This is a genomic window from Candidatus Nomurabacteria bacterium, from assembly GCA_023898465.1.
Classification (GTDB): domain Bacteria; phylum Patescibacteriota; class Patescibacteriia; order HK-STAS-PATE-3; family HK-STAS-PATE-3; genus HK-STAS-PATE-3.
In genome coordinates, this window is the sequence record CP060223.1 from 307,423 (window position 1) to 323,576 (window position 16,154).

General features: G+C 48.1%; 16 protein-coding genes. 13 read left to right on the top strand and 3 right to left on the bottom strand.

All coding sequences use genetic code 11. The annotated features are described in order from the left end of the window. The first annotated feature begins 1 nt into the window (after window position 1). The 3 genes from dnaJ (at window position 2) to H6760_01490 (ending at window position 2,323) form a co-directional block, all read left to right on the top strand. Window positions 2–1,108 (top strand): molecular chaperone DnaJ, encoded by a 1,107-nt coding sequence (gene dnaJ / locus H6760_01480; protein ID USN53823.1) that lies wholly within the window; start codon window positions 2–4, stop codon window positions 1,106–1,108. A gap of 227 nt (window positions 1,109–1,335) precedes the next feature. Continuing rightward, window positions 1,336–1,659 (top strand): hypothetical protein, encoded by a 324-nt coding sequence (locus tag H6760_01485; GenBank protein ID USN53824.1) that lies wholly within the window; start codon window positions 1,336–1,338, stop codon window positions 1,657–1,659. A gap of 118 nt (window positions 1,660–1,777) precedes the next feature. After that, window positions 1,778–2,323 carry a hypothetical protein gene (locus H6760_01490; protein USN53825.1) on the top strand — a complete coding sequence of 182 codons (546 nt, stop codon included), beginning with the start codon at window positions 1,778–1,780 and terminating at the stop codon, window positions 2,321–2,323. Between the two features lie 84 nt (window positions 2,324–2,407). Here H6760_01490 and H6760_01495 read toward each other — a convergent pair whose 3' ends face one another. Next, on the bottom strand, window positions 2,408–3,406 hold the full coding sequence (locus H6760_01495) for a tRNA-dihydrouridine synthase (protein ID USN53826.1): 999 nt from the start codon (window positions 3,404–3,406) through the stop codon (window positions 2,408–2,410). 121 nt (window positions 3,407–3,527) lie between these two features. Between H6760_01495 and H6760_01500 the strand changes: the two genes are divergently transcribed. Beyond that, on the top strand, window positions 3,528–3,794 hold the full coding sequence (locus H6760_01500; GenBank protein USN53827.1) for a hypothetical protein: 267 nt from the start codon (window positions 3,528–3,530) through the stop codon (window positions 3,792–3,794). A 48-nt stretch (window positions 3,795–3,842) separates the two neighbouring features. On the opposite strand, the gene H6760_01505 is transcribed toward H6760_01500, so the two are convergent. Then, complete coding sequence (locus tag H6760_01505; GenBank protein USN53828.1) at window positions 3,843–4,898, bottom strand: ABC transporter permease; 1,056 nt, start codon at window positions 4,896–4,898, stop codon at window positions 3,843–3,845. 34 nt (window positions 4,899–4,932) lie between these two features. Then, on the bottom strand, window positions 4,933–5,874 hold the full coding sequence (locus tag H6760_01510) for an ABC transporter ATP-binding protein (protein ID USN53829.1): 942 nt from the start codon (window positions 5,872–5,874) through the stop codon (window positions 4,933–4,935). A 575-nt stretch (window positions 5,875–6,449) separates the two neighbouring features. Here H6760_01510 and H6760_01515 point away from each other — a divergent pair. From H6760_01515 to eno, 9 genes are all read left to right on the top strand, one after another. Continuing rightward, window positions 6,450–6,629 carry a hypothetical protein gene (locus H6760_01515; GenBank protein ID USN53830.1) on the top strand — a complete coding sequence of 60 codons (180 nt, stop codon included), beginning with the start codon at window positions 6,450–6,452 and terminating at the stop codon, window positions 6,627–6,629. A gap of 96 nt (window positions 6,630–6,725) precedes the next feature. Beyond that, window positions 6,726–8,558: a transketolase gene (locus H6760_01520; protein USN53831.1), complete on the top strand. Its 1,833-nt coding sequence runs from the start codon at window positions 6,726–6,728 to the stop codon at window positions 8,556–8,558. Further along, entirely contained in the window at window positions 8,555–9,385 is an 831-nt protein-coding gene (locus H6760_01525) for an ROK family protein (protein USN53832.1), read from the top strand. The genes H6760_01520 and H6760_01525 overlap by 4 nt, the downstream gene beginning before the upstream one ends. A 9-nt stretch (window positions 9,386–9,394) precedes the next feature. Continuing rightward, entirely contained in the window at window positions 9,395–9,829 is a 435-nt protein-coding gene (locus tag H6760_01530) for an RpiB/LacA/LacB family sugar-phosphate isomerase (protein USN53833.1), read from the top strand. Continuing rightward, window positions 9,830–10,468: a hypothetical protein gene (locus H6760_01535; protein ID USN53834.1), complete on the top strand. Its 639-nt coding sequence runs from the start codon at window positions 9,830–9,832 to the stop codon at window positions 10,466–10,468. Between the two features lie 42 nt (window positions 10,469–10,510). Then, window positions 10,511–12,385 carry an alanine--tRNA ligase gene (locus H6760_01540; protein ID USN53835.1) on the top strand — a complete coding sequence of 625 codons (1,875 nt, stop codon included), beginning with the start codon at window positions 10,511–10,513 and terminating at the stop codon, window positions 12,383–12,385. Window positions 12,386–12,648: 263 nt separating this feature from the next. Beyond that, window positions 12,649–13,059, top strand: coding sequence for a single-stranded DNA-binding protein (gene ssb / locus H6760_01545; GenBank protein ID USN53836.1), 411 nt, complete (start codon window positions 12,649–12,651; stop codon window positions 13,057–13,059). 614 nt (window positions 13,060–13,673) lie between these two features. Then, entirely contained in the window at window positions 13,674–14,858 is a 1,185-nt protein-coding gene (locus tag H6760_01550) for a phosphoglycerate kinase (protein ID USN53837.1), read from the top strand. A gap of 13 nt (window positions 14,859–14,871) precedes the next feature. Beyond that, a complete protein-coding gene (gene eno, locus H6760_01555; protein ID USN53838.1) occupies window positions 14,872–16,146 on the top strand; it encodes a phosphopyruvate hydratase in 1,275 nt (424 codons plus the stop codon). Window positions 16,147–16,154 lie beyond the last annotated feature (8 nt).

The window sequence follows — 16,154 nt, forward strand, 5'->3', positions numbered from 1 at the left end:
TATGGCTAGAGATTATTACGAAATCCTCGGCGTCAGCCGCAACGCCTCGCAGGATGATATTAAAAAAGCATATCGCAAATTAGCGCATCAACACCACCCAGATAAAAAGGGCGGGGATGAGGCAAAGTTTAAAGAGGTAAACGAGGCCTACCAGGTATTAGGCAACGCGGACAAACGGGCCAAGTACGATCAATTTGGCAGTGCTGTGTTCCAAGGTGGCGGAGCAGGCCCGGGCGGCGCCCAGTGGTCTGATTTCGCGCGCGGTGGTGGTTTCGGCGGCGGACAAGCCTATGGCAATGTTGATTTTGGTGACCTGGGAGATATTTTTGGCGACATTTTTGGTTTTGGTGGGCAGCGAGGCGGCCGCGGGAGTCGTCAGCAGCGCGGGAATGACGTGGAAACTGAAGTCCATATCTCCTTGAAAGACGCTGCTTTTGGTGTAAGTAAGTCTTTAGAGCTGACACAAGATTTGCCTTGCAGCACCTGTAAAGGAAACGGCGCTAAGCCAGGCTCAAAAGTGGATACCTGCTCGACCTGCGGAGGCAGCGGGCAAGTCGCTCAAGTGCGTAACACCTTATTCGGTGCTATGCAGACCGTGGGTGCCTGTCCAAATTGCCAGGGCGAGGGGACTATCGTGAAAGAAGCCTGTACCACCTGCCGAGGCAGTGGAGTTGAGCGACGGAAGCGCACACTAAAAGTACAGATCCCGGCCGGAATCGCTGATGGGCAGAGTATACGTTTGAACGGCGAAGGACAGGCAGGCAAGCGGGGAGTCGCACCTGGAGATTTATATGTCCGAGTACGCGTTGATATGGATGCGAGTTTCGAGCGACAAGGCGATGATCTCTACATGCGCGTTCCCGTGTCGGTTTCCCAAGCTGCCTTAGGCGATAGCATTCAGATTGCCACCATCGATGGAGAAGTGAAGCTTGATATCCCGTCCGGTACGCAGCCAAATAGCAAGATACGCCTGAAGGGTAAGGGTATGACTCATCTGCGCTCCCGCGGCCGCGGCGATCTTTACGTTGTGGTGAAAGTGGAGATTCCAAAGAAGCTGAGCAAGGAAGCGAAAAAGGCGCTGGAGGTGTTGCGCGGCGAGGGGGTTTAGTTTCATAGACAAGGCGTCCCGGCCTTGTCGTAGTTTTTTGTTATTCCATCCCGCCCTCACCGTGTTGTTATAAGTAACTGCTCAAAGTACCACCTTTGAGCAGTAGTAGCGCTCCTCCCTGAACGTGGTAGTTCATGGAGTTGGGTAGTTCTTGCGTGAAGGTATGCGCTCTGCTACCATACGGGCGTTTTCACGTTCCTTAGGAGTGAATCAAGAGGAGGGAGCACATGTCCTGCACTTTTACCTTTCCCGTACCCAAGGGCGTCACGGAGTTTCGGATCACCACACCCAATTCTGAGAAACTGGCCGGCACCGGACCTCGCTGGGTGGAGGTCAAGGAAGGCTGGACCAGATCCTACAAGCCGATCGAGGGTGGGCCTGGTACCATCAGAGTGACCAAGGTTGGTCAGGTGCGAGGCGGACACCGTATGGTGACCGTCGAGCTGGTCGACATGACCGCCACCTACGAGGCGGTGCTGCACTGCAAGCCGGCACCGAGCCAGGCAGTGCAGGAGGCCAGACAGGAGGTCCCGGTCGCCCAAGCATCCTAGCTTCTCGACGCGCATAGTCCACAACGGCCTAGTATTGCACTGGGCCGTTTTCTTTTACGCGTTCATTGCAGCAGATTCGCGATTGTGGTATAATGCAAATAGATAAACACATACACACATGGGGGAAGCACAACAATTTGTCGCAAATATTGACTGGGCCACGCCTACTTGGGATTTATTCATCATCCTCTTCTTTGTGGTGGCTGGTTTGCTCTATGGTTTGAGTCTTGGTCGCGATCGCATTGTGGTTATCTTGGTGTCGATTTATATGGCTATGGCAGTGGCAACTACCGCGCCCTATATTGGCGAGTTAAATGCGCAAATCGGCATTCAGAATGTGTTTGTGTTCCAAATCTCCGCCTTCCTCGTTGCCTTTATTGCGCTTTTTCTGCTCTTGTCGCGCTCAGCCTTGCTCAAAACAATTGCTGTTGGTGATGCGCAAGGCAGCTGGTGGCAGGTGCTGGTCTTCAGCATTCTCCATGTTGGCTTATTGGTGAGCATTACTTTGTCCTTTTTGCCGCCTGAAGCAGCTGAGGGTCTGTCACCACTCACACGTCAAATGTTTGCCTCCGAGGGCGCTCGCTTTGGCTGGATTATTGCGCCGATTATCTTAATGGTGCTCTTGCGCACGGATAACAAAAAGAAGTTTAAGTACGATATGTAGGAGAAATTCGAAATACTAATTTCGAAAATCAAAACAAATACTAAATCCGAATAATACAGAAGGAGGAATTGAGTCCCTAGAAATTTATTTTTCCACTGCTGTGACCTCCTGCGGGAGGATTTTTTCTATTTGCTCAACTGATTCCACTTGTACGAGTTTTTGACGCAAGGCAGAGGCGCCTTCGATTCCGCGGATGTACCAGGTGAGATGCTTGCGAATTTCAAACATGCCGCGGCGTCCTTTTCGTTCATAGAGTAGTTCAGCATGTCGGAGCATGAGCGCGCGGATTTCCGGCCAGCTGATTGGATCGTAGGATCCACTTTCTAAATACTGACGCGTTTGACGGAAAATCCACGCCTGTCCCTGGCTGCCACGGGCAATACCCACTCCATCAGCACCAGTTTGCTCGAGCATGCGTTTTGTATCCTCAGGTGTTTTAATACCCCCGTTCGCGAGTACTAATCCTTTGAAACGCTGCTTCACTGCTTGAATCATTTCAGTGTCTACTTCGCCACTATGACCCATTTCATATGAACGTCCGTGGATCATGATAGTGCTGACCGGGAGATCTTCAATTGCCTCGACGAGATCTAGGGCAGTATAACGCTCTTGGCATCCCGGGTCTTCTTCCTTACTTCGCTTGCGTATACTCGAACGCACTTTAATAGAGAGGGGGATGGATACGCTGCCTAAAACAGATTCAATAAGCGCACGACAATAGGCTGGTTTGCGAAGCAGTGCCGCGCCAGAGCCGTGGCCCACCACCTTACGAGCCGGGCAGCCAAAGTTAATATCAATGCCGGAAAATCCGCGCGCCTCCACCTCTTTAGCTGCTTTTGCAAAAGCCTCGATGTCGTGTCCAAAGATTTGACAGACCACCGGTTGCTCAGCCGGATCAAAATCCATTTTCGCCAAAGCGGTGCGACCGCGATGTGCGATTGCGTCAGAAGAAATAAATTCGGTATATGCAACGGCAGCTCCTTGTTCGCGACAAAGCTGACGAAATGCCGAATCAGTCACGCCCTCCATGGGTGCCAGGGCGATAATCGGCTGCTTGAGTTGTGTCCAAAAGTTAGTAGCCATACGCAGATGCCCACTTTTCCTACCACGTTTTTGCTCTGCCGGTCAATACAAAGCGTGTGTGTCATTGACTTTTCGCTTGAGGCGAGTTAGCGTTTTGTTAGACCTTTACAGGGAGGGAAGTATGGCTTCACTGCAGGTTTTTGTGCAAGAGGGCTCCAGGAAGCTCGTGCCTTTGGAAATCGTACTGGACGGAGGGCGTTTGACCTTCCGGGTGATTACCTCGCTCGGAGAAATGGGGGATACTGAGGCGCGCAGTGTGCTTGCCTCCTTGGTGGAGACCTGCCAAGGCGAGGGCTTGGCGTATACTCCAGAGTGCATTCGGGATGGAGATCGGCATGTGATCGACATGCTCTTTTTTACCCTGAATGCAAAGCCCACCACCTCGTGAGTGGAGGAGATGATCAGAAACGTCTCGGTTATACCGGGGCGTTTTCCTTTAGACGTCGCGTACTCGGAATGACTTCCAGGCCAGTAAGAAGGACAGGAGAATCCAGCCACCCAGGATGCTGAACTCATAACCGAAGTCACTTATTGGGCTGCCATTTACTGCTACGCCACGTAAGACCTTGAGCAGTGAAGTGAGTGGCAAGAAGTCAACAATCCGTTCCACAGCTGGTGGTAACATGTCAGGCGAGAAAAAGACGCCAGACAAGAACATCATCGGCGTGGTGAAAGCATTAGACATTGCCTCAGCAGTATTCACTGTTTTTGCTTGTCCAGCCACAAAGAATCCGATGTTGAGGAAGACGATTGTGCCAATAAGTGTAACCAGAGTAAGCAGTAACAAGCTGCCGTGAATTTCGACACCAAAGACTAAGCGGGCCACGCTGAGAATTACCGTGATCTGCATTAAAGACAGCACGAGATAAGATCCAACCTCAGCCACTAAGAAATTTCGTACCTTAATCGGCGTAGCTAATAAACGCTTGAGGATTTTTCGTTCACGATAGCGCGTAATGCCCACAGCAATACCAATGATGGCCGAGAACATGATAGCCATGCCCAGGATGCCCGGGGTAAGGAAATCGAGGTATTTCACATCTTGACCCTGCACACCCTCGGTTGCCACGGTGAAAATAGGTTGGGCGCCCGCGATTTGCAGATTTACCTTATTTAAAAAGTCATTAAGCACGCTGACGATAATACCGCTCTGCTGATTTGTTTCATCCAGTATAACGGTGAAGTTGAGCGGCTCAGTTACTTCATTTTGGGGGACTTGGCCATAGGCGTCTGGGATAACAATAATCCCATCGAGCTCACCATCTTTCATGCTTTGCACCGCCTCATCCTTATTCGTAATATCGGATTCAGTGAAAATTTCTAAGGAGAACATTTGCTCGCGCAGCATTTGAGAGGATTCAGTTTGTGCCTCATCAATCACTGCAATATCAAAGGAGGCTGGAGCATCAAAATTAAATAAGCCAAAAATAACTAGGAAGAGCAGGGGAAAGACCAGCGACCAAAAGAGAGACTGCCGGTCGCGAAACAGCATTTTGAGGTTGGAAAGGAAAAGCCTCCAGGTAGGGTTATTCACGGAGTTTGCTCCCGGTTAAGTGCAAGAAGACATCCTCCAAGGTTGCTCGAGTGACTTCAATATCTTCCAAGTGCATTTGATGCTGCTCAGCCCAACGGATGAGTGGAGGGAGTACGGCTGAGGCGTGAGTTATTTGTAATCGGTATGAGTTTGGCTCACCGTTCATTTCAGCTTTGATGACACCTTCCATGTTAGTGAATTCACTCACTTCTACAGCCTGCGGTGTTTTAAAAGCAAGATGGGCAGACGCGTCCAGCTGATCAATCAGTGCCTTAGGCGTATCCAAAGCTACAATCTTACCGTGATCTATGACGCCAATACGATCACAAAGCTCCTCAGCTTCTTCCATATAGTGGGTGGTGAGGACGACGGTCTTGCCTTGTTCCTTAATCTTGCGAATGAATTGCCACATATGCCGACGCGCCTGTGGGTCCAGACCAGTGGTCGGCTCATCCAAGAATACAATCTCCGGATCATTCACTAGGCTAACGGCAATTGAGAAACGTTGCTGCTGACCGCCGGATAATTCCTTTACCAGTGCTTTTCGCTTTTCGTAGAGGTCAACAATCTTCAGTAGCTCCTCAGCATTTTTTTGCTTTGGGTAAAAAGTGCCAAACAGTTTCAAAATTTCTTCCAGTGACAGGTAATCGTAAAAAGATGATGACTGTAGTTGGATACCAATGCGTTGCTTTACTTTTTCTACCTCGTGATGAGAATCAAAGCCAAGCACCTTGGCTGAGCCTCGGGTGGGTACTTGCAGGCCTTCAATTATTTCCAGTGTGGTGGTTTTCCCGGCGCCATTAGGACCCAGGAAGCCAAAAATTTCACCTTGGGCCACTTGGAAACTAATGCCGTCCACTGCAGTAAGTTTGCCTGAGCCTTTACCCGGGAGAGGAAATTCTTTGACTAGTTCTTGTACTTCGATGACAGACATAAAGCAAAGGGGAGTGTAGTACATTCAAATGTGGGTGTAAAGGGAGCATTTGACATATTTTCATATTGTTTTATCCTTAGTCAGGATCTTTCGAAGAAATCAATAGAGATGGCCTAACCCGCTCTTGGGGTTGAAGTCAACGTTGTTGCATTTCTCGGGTCCCTTTGGGACTCATGCAACCGATCGACAAACTGTTCTTCGGAACAGGGGTCTGAGCCAAAACCAGTGTCGTGTACGTTGTACGACGTTGCGACTCTGGGGTTGTGGGGCATGCAGTAGAGTTCCGTACAGAAACTCATCGAGTAAGAAAATCGAGGGTTGAGAAGCCCCACGATCTCGACTAGCATGTACCCTGGACTTCGGTCCGCTGGGTGTTCGTCCCTTCGTGGTATATCGGCCTTCATGGTCGAGCGCACATCCATGGCTAAACAATAGAAAGATCCTTTTGACCAGGACCTAGTCCTGTGCTCTCGAGGGGTGACACCACGTGTGCTCACCCCTCTCTTTCTTGCTTGTTTTCTGCTTCTCGCCTAGACTGACCATAGCTCTTTTGTTTCGTCGATCGAGGAGGGACCATGAGGTTGTTTCTTCTTTGTGTCACCATCGTCGCCCTGCCAAGCATGTTTGGCTATGCGGTGCTATGGGCGAGTGCTCGAGGAGCAAAGGCCATCGAGGATGAGCTCCCTGACGACAGGGAAGGGCGGCGGGCAGCTCATTTGGCCAGATCGCTTGATCCACCTTTTCCTGACTACTAAGTCAGGTGCATTCCATTGAGACGACTTTGCCCGGAGTCGTCTTTTCATAGCGTCTTTTCGAGAAAATTGCTATAGTGGAAGCTGAATTACGGGGGTATGACGCAAAAATTTTCTTCATTAGAAAAAATAGCTGCCCAGCTTCGTTATGATGTGCTCACCATGACGTCGCGGGCCGGATCAGGTCATCCATCATCTTGCTTATCCGCAGTCGAGATAATGACTGCTTTGTTTTTTGGAGGAGTATTTCACGCTGATCTGACGAAGCCGGAGTATGCGAATAACGACCGACTTATTTTTTCAAAAGGTCATGCTGCTCCATTGCTCTATGCGCTCTACGCAAGTGCAGGTCAAGTAACGGAAAAAGAGCTGCTGAGTTTGCGTGCGTTCCAAAGTCCGCTGGAGGGGCACCCTAGTCGCGCTTTTCCTTACACTGAGGTGCCGACCGGATCGCTAGGACAAGGTTTATCCAATGGCATAGGTATGGCTGAGTACGCACACCGTCATCGTTTGTCGTATCACACCTATGTGCTTCTTGGTGACAGTGAAATGAGTGAAGGTTCAAACTGGGAGGCAATGGAGTATGCGGCCTCGCATAAGTTGAGTGCACTCGTGGCGCTTATTGACCTGAATGATTTAGGTCAAAGCATGCGCACTCTGCCACTCGCTAAGGCGGAACAATTAGCTGCTCGGATAAAGTCATTTGGATGGCAAGTCTATGTTGTTGATGGGCATACTATCCCACAACTCTTGTCCGTGTTGAGTAAGGCAAAAAAGAGTCTCCAAAAACCCGTAGCGATTATTGCTCGGACGGTAAAAGGGAAAGGCGTCTCTTTTATCGAGGGGCGTCAAGGCTGGCATGGAAAAGCGCTGAGCAATGAAGAGCTGGAAAAAGCTTTAAAAGAAATTCCGTATCCAAAAAATAGAGTGCGAGGAAAGCTAGCCCAGCCGCAGAAAAAATCCCTGCCAGAATCAACAGCACGTCCAGTGCCGAATTGCCAGTACCGTAAGAGCACTTCAGTTTCCACTCGACGGGCGGCTGCCCATGCACTTGTCCGATTGGCGCCAAAGTATCCGGAGCTGCTTGTCCTAGACACTGAGGTAGGAAACTCAACGCATACGGAAGACTTTGCCGAAGTGTATCCTGAGCGTTTTTTGCAGTGTGGCATAGCTGAACAAAATGCCGTTGGCATGGTTAATGGCTTAGCGCGTCGCGGCGCTTTACCAGTCTACGCTACCTTTAGCGCCTTTCTCACACGAGCCTTTGATCAGCTGCGCATGAATCAATACAGCGACACGCGTCAGGTGTATATTGGTACGCATTCGGGTGTTTCTATTGGCGCGGATGGTCCATCGCAAATGGGTCTGCAGGACATTGCCATGTTTCGTTCGCTGGAAAAAAGCGTGGTGCTTTATCCATCTGATGCCTTTGCAGCTGAGCGCTTAGTTGAGGAGGCTATGAAGCAGAGCGGTATGGTCTATATCCGCGCGACCCGGCCTCGAGTACCTATACTGTACAGCGCAGGGACAAAGTTTATTGTCGGCGGCAGTCAGACTTTGCGTCAAAGTACAAATGATAAACTCACCATTCTCGCCGCTGGCATCACTGTGTTTGAGGCATTAAAAGCTGCTGATGCATTAGCTGGCAGGGGCGTTAAGGTGCGAGTGATCGACCTCTATAGTGTGAAGCCGCTTGATGTGTCAACCTTACGCAAGGCGGCTAAGCAAACGAAAGCCTTCATCGTTGTAGAGGATCATAACCCTGAGGGCGGTATTGCCGAAGCAGTGCGTAGTGCTTTTATCCAATGCCCAGTACCCATCTATAGCCTAGCGGTGCAAAAACGACCCAAGAGCGGAACGCCAGAAGAACTTTTAAAATATTGCAATATTGATGCCAGTGCCATACTTCGTAAAGCGCAGACACTCATATGAATATAGTTTTTGACATTGGTGGTACAAACATTCGCATTGCGCGAGTAAAAGGCACTCGCCTTGATCGAATTGAGAAATTTTCCACTCCCTCAAAGCCACAAGCTGCATTTACCTTGATGGTAAAGCACATTGATGCGCTTCGAGGTGAGGAAAAAGTCACACGGATTATCGGTGGCGTACCCGGGTCAGTGGATAGTACACGTCAACAGTTAGTCCGGGCAGCTAATTTAACGCAATGGAAAAAATTCGCCCTGGGAAAAAAACTTGCCCAGCATTATTCCGCTCGTGTACAACTTTATAATGATGCTGATCTCGCAGGATTAGGTGAAGCATATTATGGCGCGGGAAAAGGCAAAGAAGTGTTTGCTTACCTTACCCTGAGCACCGGCATCGGCGGCACGAGAATCGTGAAAGGGAAAATTGACCAGGCAAGTGGAACATTTGAACCTGGACACCACGTGATAGATGCTGCAACTGTCCTTCGGAAGGGCCCACGGTCAGAAGGCTATTGGGAAAAATTCGTTTCTGGTTCAGCTCTGCAGCGCCGCTTCCATAACCCAGCTGAAAAAATACATGATGCCAAAGTGTGGCAGGAATTTCATGCATATATTGCCCTGGGTTTGGTCAACGTCAGTATTTTTTGGTCACCGGAGGCCATAGTCTTAGGTGGCGCGCTTATGCAGAATACGCACGTTTCCATATCCCGTTTGCAAAAACTTTTACAAAAGTATTATTACATTTCCAGTCCTACACCCAAGCTCATCCGAGGCAAGTTAGGGGATAGAGCGGGCTTGTATGGCGCAATGAGTTTACTTCGTCATATTTAAGGAGCGTATATGCTTTATCTCGCATCCGACCACGGTGGATATCAACTCAAAGAGAAGTTAAAAAAACAATTAGGCAAGGCAAATATTTCTTTTGTCGACTTGGGTGCAAAAACAGTGAAGCCGGATGATGATTATCCCATCATTACCAAGCAGCTGGCCGAGGCGGTGGCAAAGTCCTCGAAGCATCAGGGCATACTGGTCTGTCGATCTGGTACTGGGGTGTGCATTGCCGCGAATAAGATGAAAAAGATTCGAGCAGTGGCAGCGGGCGATGCGTGGACAGCCAGACGCGGCAAACGCGATGAAAATGCAAACGTGCTTTGTCTAGGATCTGAGCATCCTAATGCGGCCCAGAGCTGGAGCATTGTCCAGGCTTGGTTAAAGCAAGCATTTCGTAATAGCACTCGGGATAAGCGTCGCCTCATTCAGATAAGTACTTTGTAAATGGCGAAGGTCCTGCTTACTCCATCAATTCTCACTGCCTCGATCGCGGTTGCGCAAAAGCAAGTAAAACTTTTTCATAGCTTTTGCCCTCGACTGCACTTGGATTTAATGGACGGCGTCTTTGTTGCGCAGCGATCATTCAGTCCGAAGCAGCTCATGAAGCTGCGTTTGCCGCGGCAGACAAGTGCGCATTTAATGGTGCATGATCCCAGCGAATGGATGAGCCAAGGGGTGCAGGCGGGGATTCGTAGTTTTATCTTACATACCAGCTCTGACTTCACTCCAGTCTTGTTACGCGAGTTGTCTGCGCAATATACATTGCGTCTGGCTGTCCGGCCGGGCGTTTCCTTGAGCGAGGTGAAGAAGCTGGCCAAGTATGCAAAAGGTCTACATGTGATGACAGTTGAGCCGGGCCGTCAGGGTGGACCCTTTTTGCCTGCTCAGATAAGCGTGCTGAGGCGTTTGCGTAAGCTTTATCCGCGCATGTCGATCAGCGTAGATGGACACATGAATGCTGATACCATACCACTCGCCGTTGAGGCAGGGGCAAACGAGATCATTTTAGGTTCAGTATTGACTCGGTCTCGTGAGCCAAAGAAAGTGTTTCACGCTTTGCAAAAAATAGCCCAGGCAGTTTAGGAGATTGCGCCGCCGGCAGACTTCCAGTATAGTAGCCACTGTATGAACGCCCAGTCTATTCGTAAGGAATTTCTAGAATATTTTGCGTCCAAAGGTCACGCGGTAGTGCCCTCATCTTCGCTCATACCAGATAATGATGCGTCAGTATTGCTGACCACGGCTGGAATGCAACAGTTTAAGCCATACTTCTTAGGGCAGCGTGATCCTAAAGAAGACTTTGGTGCGAATCGTCTTTGCTCGGTACAGAAGTGTTATCGCACGAGTGATATTGAGCCGGTCGGCGATGCCTCGCATCACACCTTTTTTGAAATGCTGGGTAACTTCGCCATGCATGATTATTTTAAACCCGAAGCAATTGCTTTTGCCTGGGAGTTTCTGACCAAGAAAATGCACCTCCACAAGGATCGACTTTGGGCAACCTATTATGCCGGAGACGAGTTGGTGGGTGAGGATAGTGAGGCGGCAAAGCTATGGGAAGAGTATTTACCAAAAGAACGCATCCAGGGCTTTGGTCGCGATGCCAACTGGTGGGGTCCACCAGGTAATACCGGGTCTTGCGGTCCTTGCGCTGAGCTGCACTATGACATGACGGAAAAGGCCTGTGCCCTGGGAGAACAGTGTAAGCCAAACTGTGCCTGCGGTCGTTTCGTAGAGCTCTGGAATCTTGTGTTCACGGAGTACGAAAAAAATGAGAAAGGCGAATTCACTCCTTTGCCAACCAAGAATATTGATACCGGCATGGGTTTAGAGCGCCTGGCGACCGTTGTCCAAAAAAAGCAGAGCAACTACGAAACAGATTTATTTGCACCAATTTTCGAGTTTCTAGAAAAAGACGAACACTTTGGTCAATTGGAATTTGCTTCAGAGAATTTGAAGCGCATGCGTATTGTGGCTGATCATATTCGAGGCGCGGTTTTCTTATTAGCTGATGGTGTGCGCTTTAGTAATAAGGATCGGGGATATGTGTTGCGTCGTGTGGTCCGTCGAGCAATTGATCAGTATGCATCGCTTGAACTTACTTTTGCCGGCATTGTTGAAACGATAGTGAGCATGTACGAAATGCCATATCCGTACTTGCGAGAGCATCAGTCAGAAATAGTGAGCTTGTTGGAAAAAGAGCTCGAAGGCTACCGTCGAGTATTAAAAGCTGATGTCACGGTGGTGTATAAGAAAGTGCAGAAGCAGCTTGGGTCGCAAGAGCTTGAAGAAATGACAGAGCGGACACCGAGCGAACGGGACATAAGTGCTGAAGAAGCTTTTCGACTATTTACTAGCTACGGCTTTTCACCTGATCGATTAAAGAAAGAGGGCTATCGTTTTGATGAGGCAGCCTTCCAAGAGTTTCTCAAGCAGCATCAGGATGTTTCACGATCGCAGTCAGGGAAGGTGACTGGATTCCATGGAGGTTTAGCAGACACCAAGCCAAACACTGTGCGCGGGCATACTGCAACACACTTACTCCAAGCGGCTTTGCGTGAAGTGCTGGGGAATCATGTGGCACAAAAGGGAAGTAATATCACTACTGAACGCGTGCGTTTTGACTTCCTGCATCCTGATAAAATGACACCTGAGCAGATTCAGCAAGTTGAGCAGATTGTGAATGAAAAGATCAAGGCGGATTTACCGGTCTATAAGAAGTGGTACACGGTAGCTGAAGCCAAAGAGATTGGCGCCTTAGGTTTATTTGAAGAGCGCTACGGCGATAAGGTGTCAGTATATTTAATGGGAAGTGAAGATCCGGCAAAAGTTTTTTCAAAAGAGTTTTGTGGAGGCCCTCACGTTGCGCACACCGGCTTAATCGGCAGCTTTAAAATAAGCAAGGAAGAATCTTCTAGTGCTGGGGTGCGCCGTATTAAAGCCTTGGTGGGGGAGAGTCTTGACCCTTCTTTGGCTGGAAAAGAAATCGAAACGCTCTAAATTTTTTCTTAAGAAAAAGTAAGCCCTCCCAAGGGCTTTTTTGTATTGACGAAACCATTTTAAGTGATAAAATACTTGCGTAATAAGCCGTCGCATATAAAGCGCGACGGCGCACAAAAAAGAAATATTCGCTCTCTTACAAAGTTCTCAAAACATTTATTACAAAATCCGCGCCGTCGCAATGTGAGCGCCGTCGCAGGTGAATGTGGAAAAGTATTTTTTCTTTCAACGCATACGACAAAGGTGGCATGAAAGGAGTTCACATGGACGTGAACAAAGTAACTTTGATCGGGAATTTAGTCCGCGATCCCGAGGCGAGAAATTTACCGAGCGGACAGGCGATTAGCACTTTTTCACTCGCCACAAACTATAGCTGGCGAGACATTAAAACAAAGAGTCGCAAGGAGTCAACTGAATTTCATGACATTGTTGCCTGGGGAAAATTGGGCGAAATCATCCAGCAGTACGTGAAAAAGGGCAGCAAAGTATATATCGAAGGTCGCCTCCACCGTCGTTCTTGGGAAGATAAGGCAAAACAAAAGCATTATCGAACCGAGGTAGTTGCAGAAAATTTGGTCATGCTAGGTCATCGTAGTGCAAAGACAAAAGAAGTTGAACCAACCGAGTTACCAAAAGATGAGGTCAGTGTAGAAGAAATCCCCGTTACCGCTTAAGCTCTTTACACTCGAGAAGTTTGAACAAGCGTTCAGGCTTCTCGTCCGCTCAGCATGTGCGATCACTTGATGGTTCCTTTAAATTTTGATCGCCACCAAAATTTGTCTGCTATCAAGCGGCTGCTATGTTGAGTGGACGAGAGGTTAATTCTCTTCTTATGCAAATCATTTACTCCATCATTTCTATACTTATTCTCTGTGTTTTGGGAATCATTTTCCGAGTGCTTACTTGGACAGAGGAAGAAAACTAATTGTCTTTGTTGTAAGACTTTAGGTGTCTGTAGAAAAATGAACAAAGCTACACTAATAAAAGGATTACTACGTTTTGGTGCGAGCAGCTTATTACTCTCAGGGTATTATTTTCATATTTTTTCTACCGATAGCATATTGGTTGACTTAGTCGTTCCTCTTGCTACTTTTATCTTTGCCGTCTTTTTGATTGATAAAGGTGTAGATAGAGCTTTCAGAAAACTCAACTAAAAATGGGGGAAAGAACGCCTAAGCGTTTCTTCCCCACACTCCAATAGAGAGAATGCTGCAGCGCGGTTGCTACGTCAACGCCTGATTTTTAGCTTGGAAAAGTTAGAAAAAAATGGTATACTAAGATCGAAGAAATGAAACTTCGATCTCATCGACAAGCAAAATATAAAGACAAGGTCGTGCTCTATCGCGCGACCTATGATATTACCCTAGCAAAACGAGGAAACGCCTGGGTGGTGCCGGATGATACCCGCATTCGGGAAACTTTGCCGTCTTTGCGTTGGATATTGAAGCAAAAACCCCGGGCAGTGGTAATTCTCACCTGGCTGGGTCGCCCAAAACGAAGCGGCGACCCGCAATATAAGCTTGATCCTGTAGCAAAGCGCTTAAGCTCACTGCTACATAAGCCAGTGAAGAAACTTGATCAGACCGTGGGTCCAAAGGTGCAAGAAGTCATTGAAGACGCAAAAGCGGGCAGTATACTTATGCTTGAAAATGTGCGCTTTGAAAAAGGTGAGGAAAATAATTCAACTGCCTTTGCAAAGGCGCTCGCCGCTAACGCCGATATAATGGTAAATGATGCTTTTGGTCAGTGTCATCGCAATGTGCCTTCCATTGTCGGCGTGCAAAAGTATTTACCCTCATTTGCCGGACCTTTGCTTGAAAAAGAGGTAGAAATGCTTGACCTAGTGCGTAAAAAACCGAAGCGCCCACTGGTGGCGATTATGGGCGGTGTAAAAATTGGTACACGCATCGGGTTAATTAAATATTATCTTAAGCACGTTGATTACTTGTTGCTTGGTGGCGCCTTATCAAACACAATCCTGGCCGTGAAGGGTGTGCAGATTGGTAAATCTGTACAGGAGCCAGGCGTTCGTTCCGTGGTGCGTGGCCTCAATCTCATGAACAAAAAACTATATATTCCAATTGATGTGGTAACCTCTACTGACGCAAAAGGAAAGGGATCTTTGCATCGACGACCAGTTGGCCGGGTAAGTAAGAATGAGTACATACTTGATATTGGTCCTGATACCGTAGCGCTTTTTTCTTCTATTATTCGAAAAGCTCGAATGATAGTATGGAATGGACCTCTTGGTTATACTGAAAATAAGCGCTTTGCGTACGGTACACGTTCGATAGCGCTAGAAATGGCAAAAGGTAAGGGCGAAACAATTGTAGGCGGAGGCGACACGCTTGCCATCTTGTCTCAGTCTCATCTTTTATCAAAATACGATCATGTCTGCACGGCTGGAGGGGCCATGCTGACTTACCTTGAATACGGGACACTCCCGGGTCTTAAACCACTTTTTACTCGTTAATATTTTCTCCTTCATGCCTACACCAAGCATCTCCAAAGTTACTGCACTAGAAATTCTTGATTCACGTGGCAATCCTACCGTGATGGCAAAGGTTGAATTAAGCAATGGTATGGAAGCGCGAGCGGGGGTGCCATCCGGAGCTTCTACCGGACGTTTTGAAGCATTGGAGTTGCGCGATAATGACATTAATCGATACCGCGGCCGGGGCACTCGTAAAGCAGTAGATAATATTAAGACGGTTATTCACCAAGCGCTAAAAGGTAAAAGTGTTGATGATAGCTCGCAGATTGATCGCATCATGATTGATTTGGACGGTACAGAATACAAATCCAAGTTGGGGGCAAATGCCATCCTGGCGGTTTCATTAGCCTGCGCGCGCTTAGCCGCAAAAGTCTCAGGTAAACCACTCTATCAGTACATTCATGAGCATTATGGTTTTTCTGATCAGCCGCTCCGCTTACCCGAACCCATGATGAACATTATGAATGGAGGTAAACACAGCGACTCTGGCTTATCGATCCAAGAATTTATGGTTGTACCGCACGCGCCGTCCTTCCATGAACGAGTACGCATCGGCGCAGAAATTTTTATGGCTCTCGGAGATCTCCTTCATCAGCAGCGGCTCTCAAAGTTGGTCGGAGATGAGGGTGGCTATGCACCACGCTTAGATGCAAACACAAAAGCTTTTGAGATGATTCTCGAAGCAATTCATCAGACAAATTACAAACCAATCGATGATGTGACTTTGGCTATCGATGCCGCAGCAACGGTCTTTTATGAAGCTGATCTGAATCAATATCGTCTTATGCCAGAGGATTCAACTTACTCGGCTGATAAGTTAGTTGATCTCTATAAAGAATGGACAGAAAAATATTTCCTTCGCTCGGTTGAAGATGGATTGCGTGAAGATGACTGGAACGGTTGGAAGATGATGACAAAGAAGTTAGGAGGAAAAGCTATGGTGGTAGGTGACGATCTCTTTGTAACGAATCCATCGCGCTTACGAGAAGGTATAAAGAAAAATGCTGCCAACGCTATCATTATCAAGCCGAACCAGATAGGCACAATGACTGAGGCAATTGAGGCGACAAAACTGGCTCAGCAAAATCATTACGCGGTGATTGTGGCGCATCGCTCTGGTGAAACTATTGATGATTTTATTGCTGACTTAGCTGTTGGCGTGAACGCAGATTATATTAAGACTGGCTCCTTGTCTCGTGGCGAGCGTATGGCAAAATACAATCGCTTGTTGGAAATCGAAATGGAATTGAGTGAGTGGAAGAAATAAACAGCTAC

Coding starts and splice junctions, on each gene's coding strand:
- dnaJ (USN53823.1), top strand. CDS start 2: ATGGCTAGAGATTATTACGAAATCCTCGGCGTCAGCCGCAACGCCTCG.
- H6760_01485 (USN53824.1), top strand. CDS start 1,336: ATGTCCTGCACTTTTACCTTTCCCGTACCCAAGGGCGTCACGGAGTTT.
- H6760_01490 (USN53825.1), top strand. CDS start 1,778: ATGGGGGAAGCACAACAATTTGTCGCAAATATTGACTGGGCCACGCCT.
- H6760_01495 (USN53826.1), bottom strand. CDS start 3,406: ATGGCTACTAACTTTTGGACACAACTCAAGCAGCCGATTATCGCCCTG.
- H6760_01500 (USN53827.1), top strand. CDS start 3,528: ATGGCTTCACTGCAGGTTTTTGTGCAAGAGGGCTCCAGGAAGCTCGTG.
- H6760_01505 (USN53828.1), bottom strand. CDS start 4,898: ATGCTGTTTCGCGACCGGCAGTCTCTCTTTTGGTCGCTGGTCTTTCCC.
- H6760_01510 (USN53829.1), bottom strand. CDS start 5,874: ATGTCTGTCATCGAAGTACAAGAACTAGTCAAAGAATTTCCTCTCCCG.
- H6760_01515 (USN53830.1), top strand. CDS start 6,450: ATGAGGTTGTTTCTTCTTTGTGTCACCATCGTCGCCCTGCCAAGCATG.
- H6760_01520 (USN53831.1), top strand. CDS start 6,726: ATGACGCAAAAATTTTCTTCATTAGAAAAAATAGCTGCCCAGCTTCGT.
- H6760_01525 (USN53832.1), top strand. CDS start 8,555: ATGAATATAGTTTTTGACATTGGTGGTACAAACATTCGCATTGCGCGA.
- H6760_01530 (USN53833.1), top strand. CDS start 9,395: ATGCTTTATCTCGCATCCGACCACGGTGGATATCAACTCAAAGAGAAG.
- H6760_01535 (USN53834.1), top strand. CDS start 9,830: ATGGCGAAGGTCCTGCTTACTCCATCAATTCTCACTGCCTCGATCGCG.
- H6760_01540 (USN53835.1), top strand. CDS start 10,511: ATGAACGCCCAGTCTATTCGTAAGGAATTTCTAGAATATTTTGCGTCC.
- ssb (USN53836.1), top strand. CDS start 12,649: ATGGACGTGAACAAAGTAACTTTGATCGGGAATTTAGTCCGCGATCCC.
- H6760_01550 (USN53837.1), top strand. CDS start 13,674: ATGAAACTTCGATCTCATCGACAAGCAAAATATAAAGACAAGGTCGTG.
- eno (USN53838.1), top strand. CDS start 14,872: ATGCCTACACCAAGCATCTCCAAAGTTACTGCACTAGAAATTCTTGAT.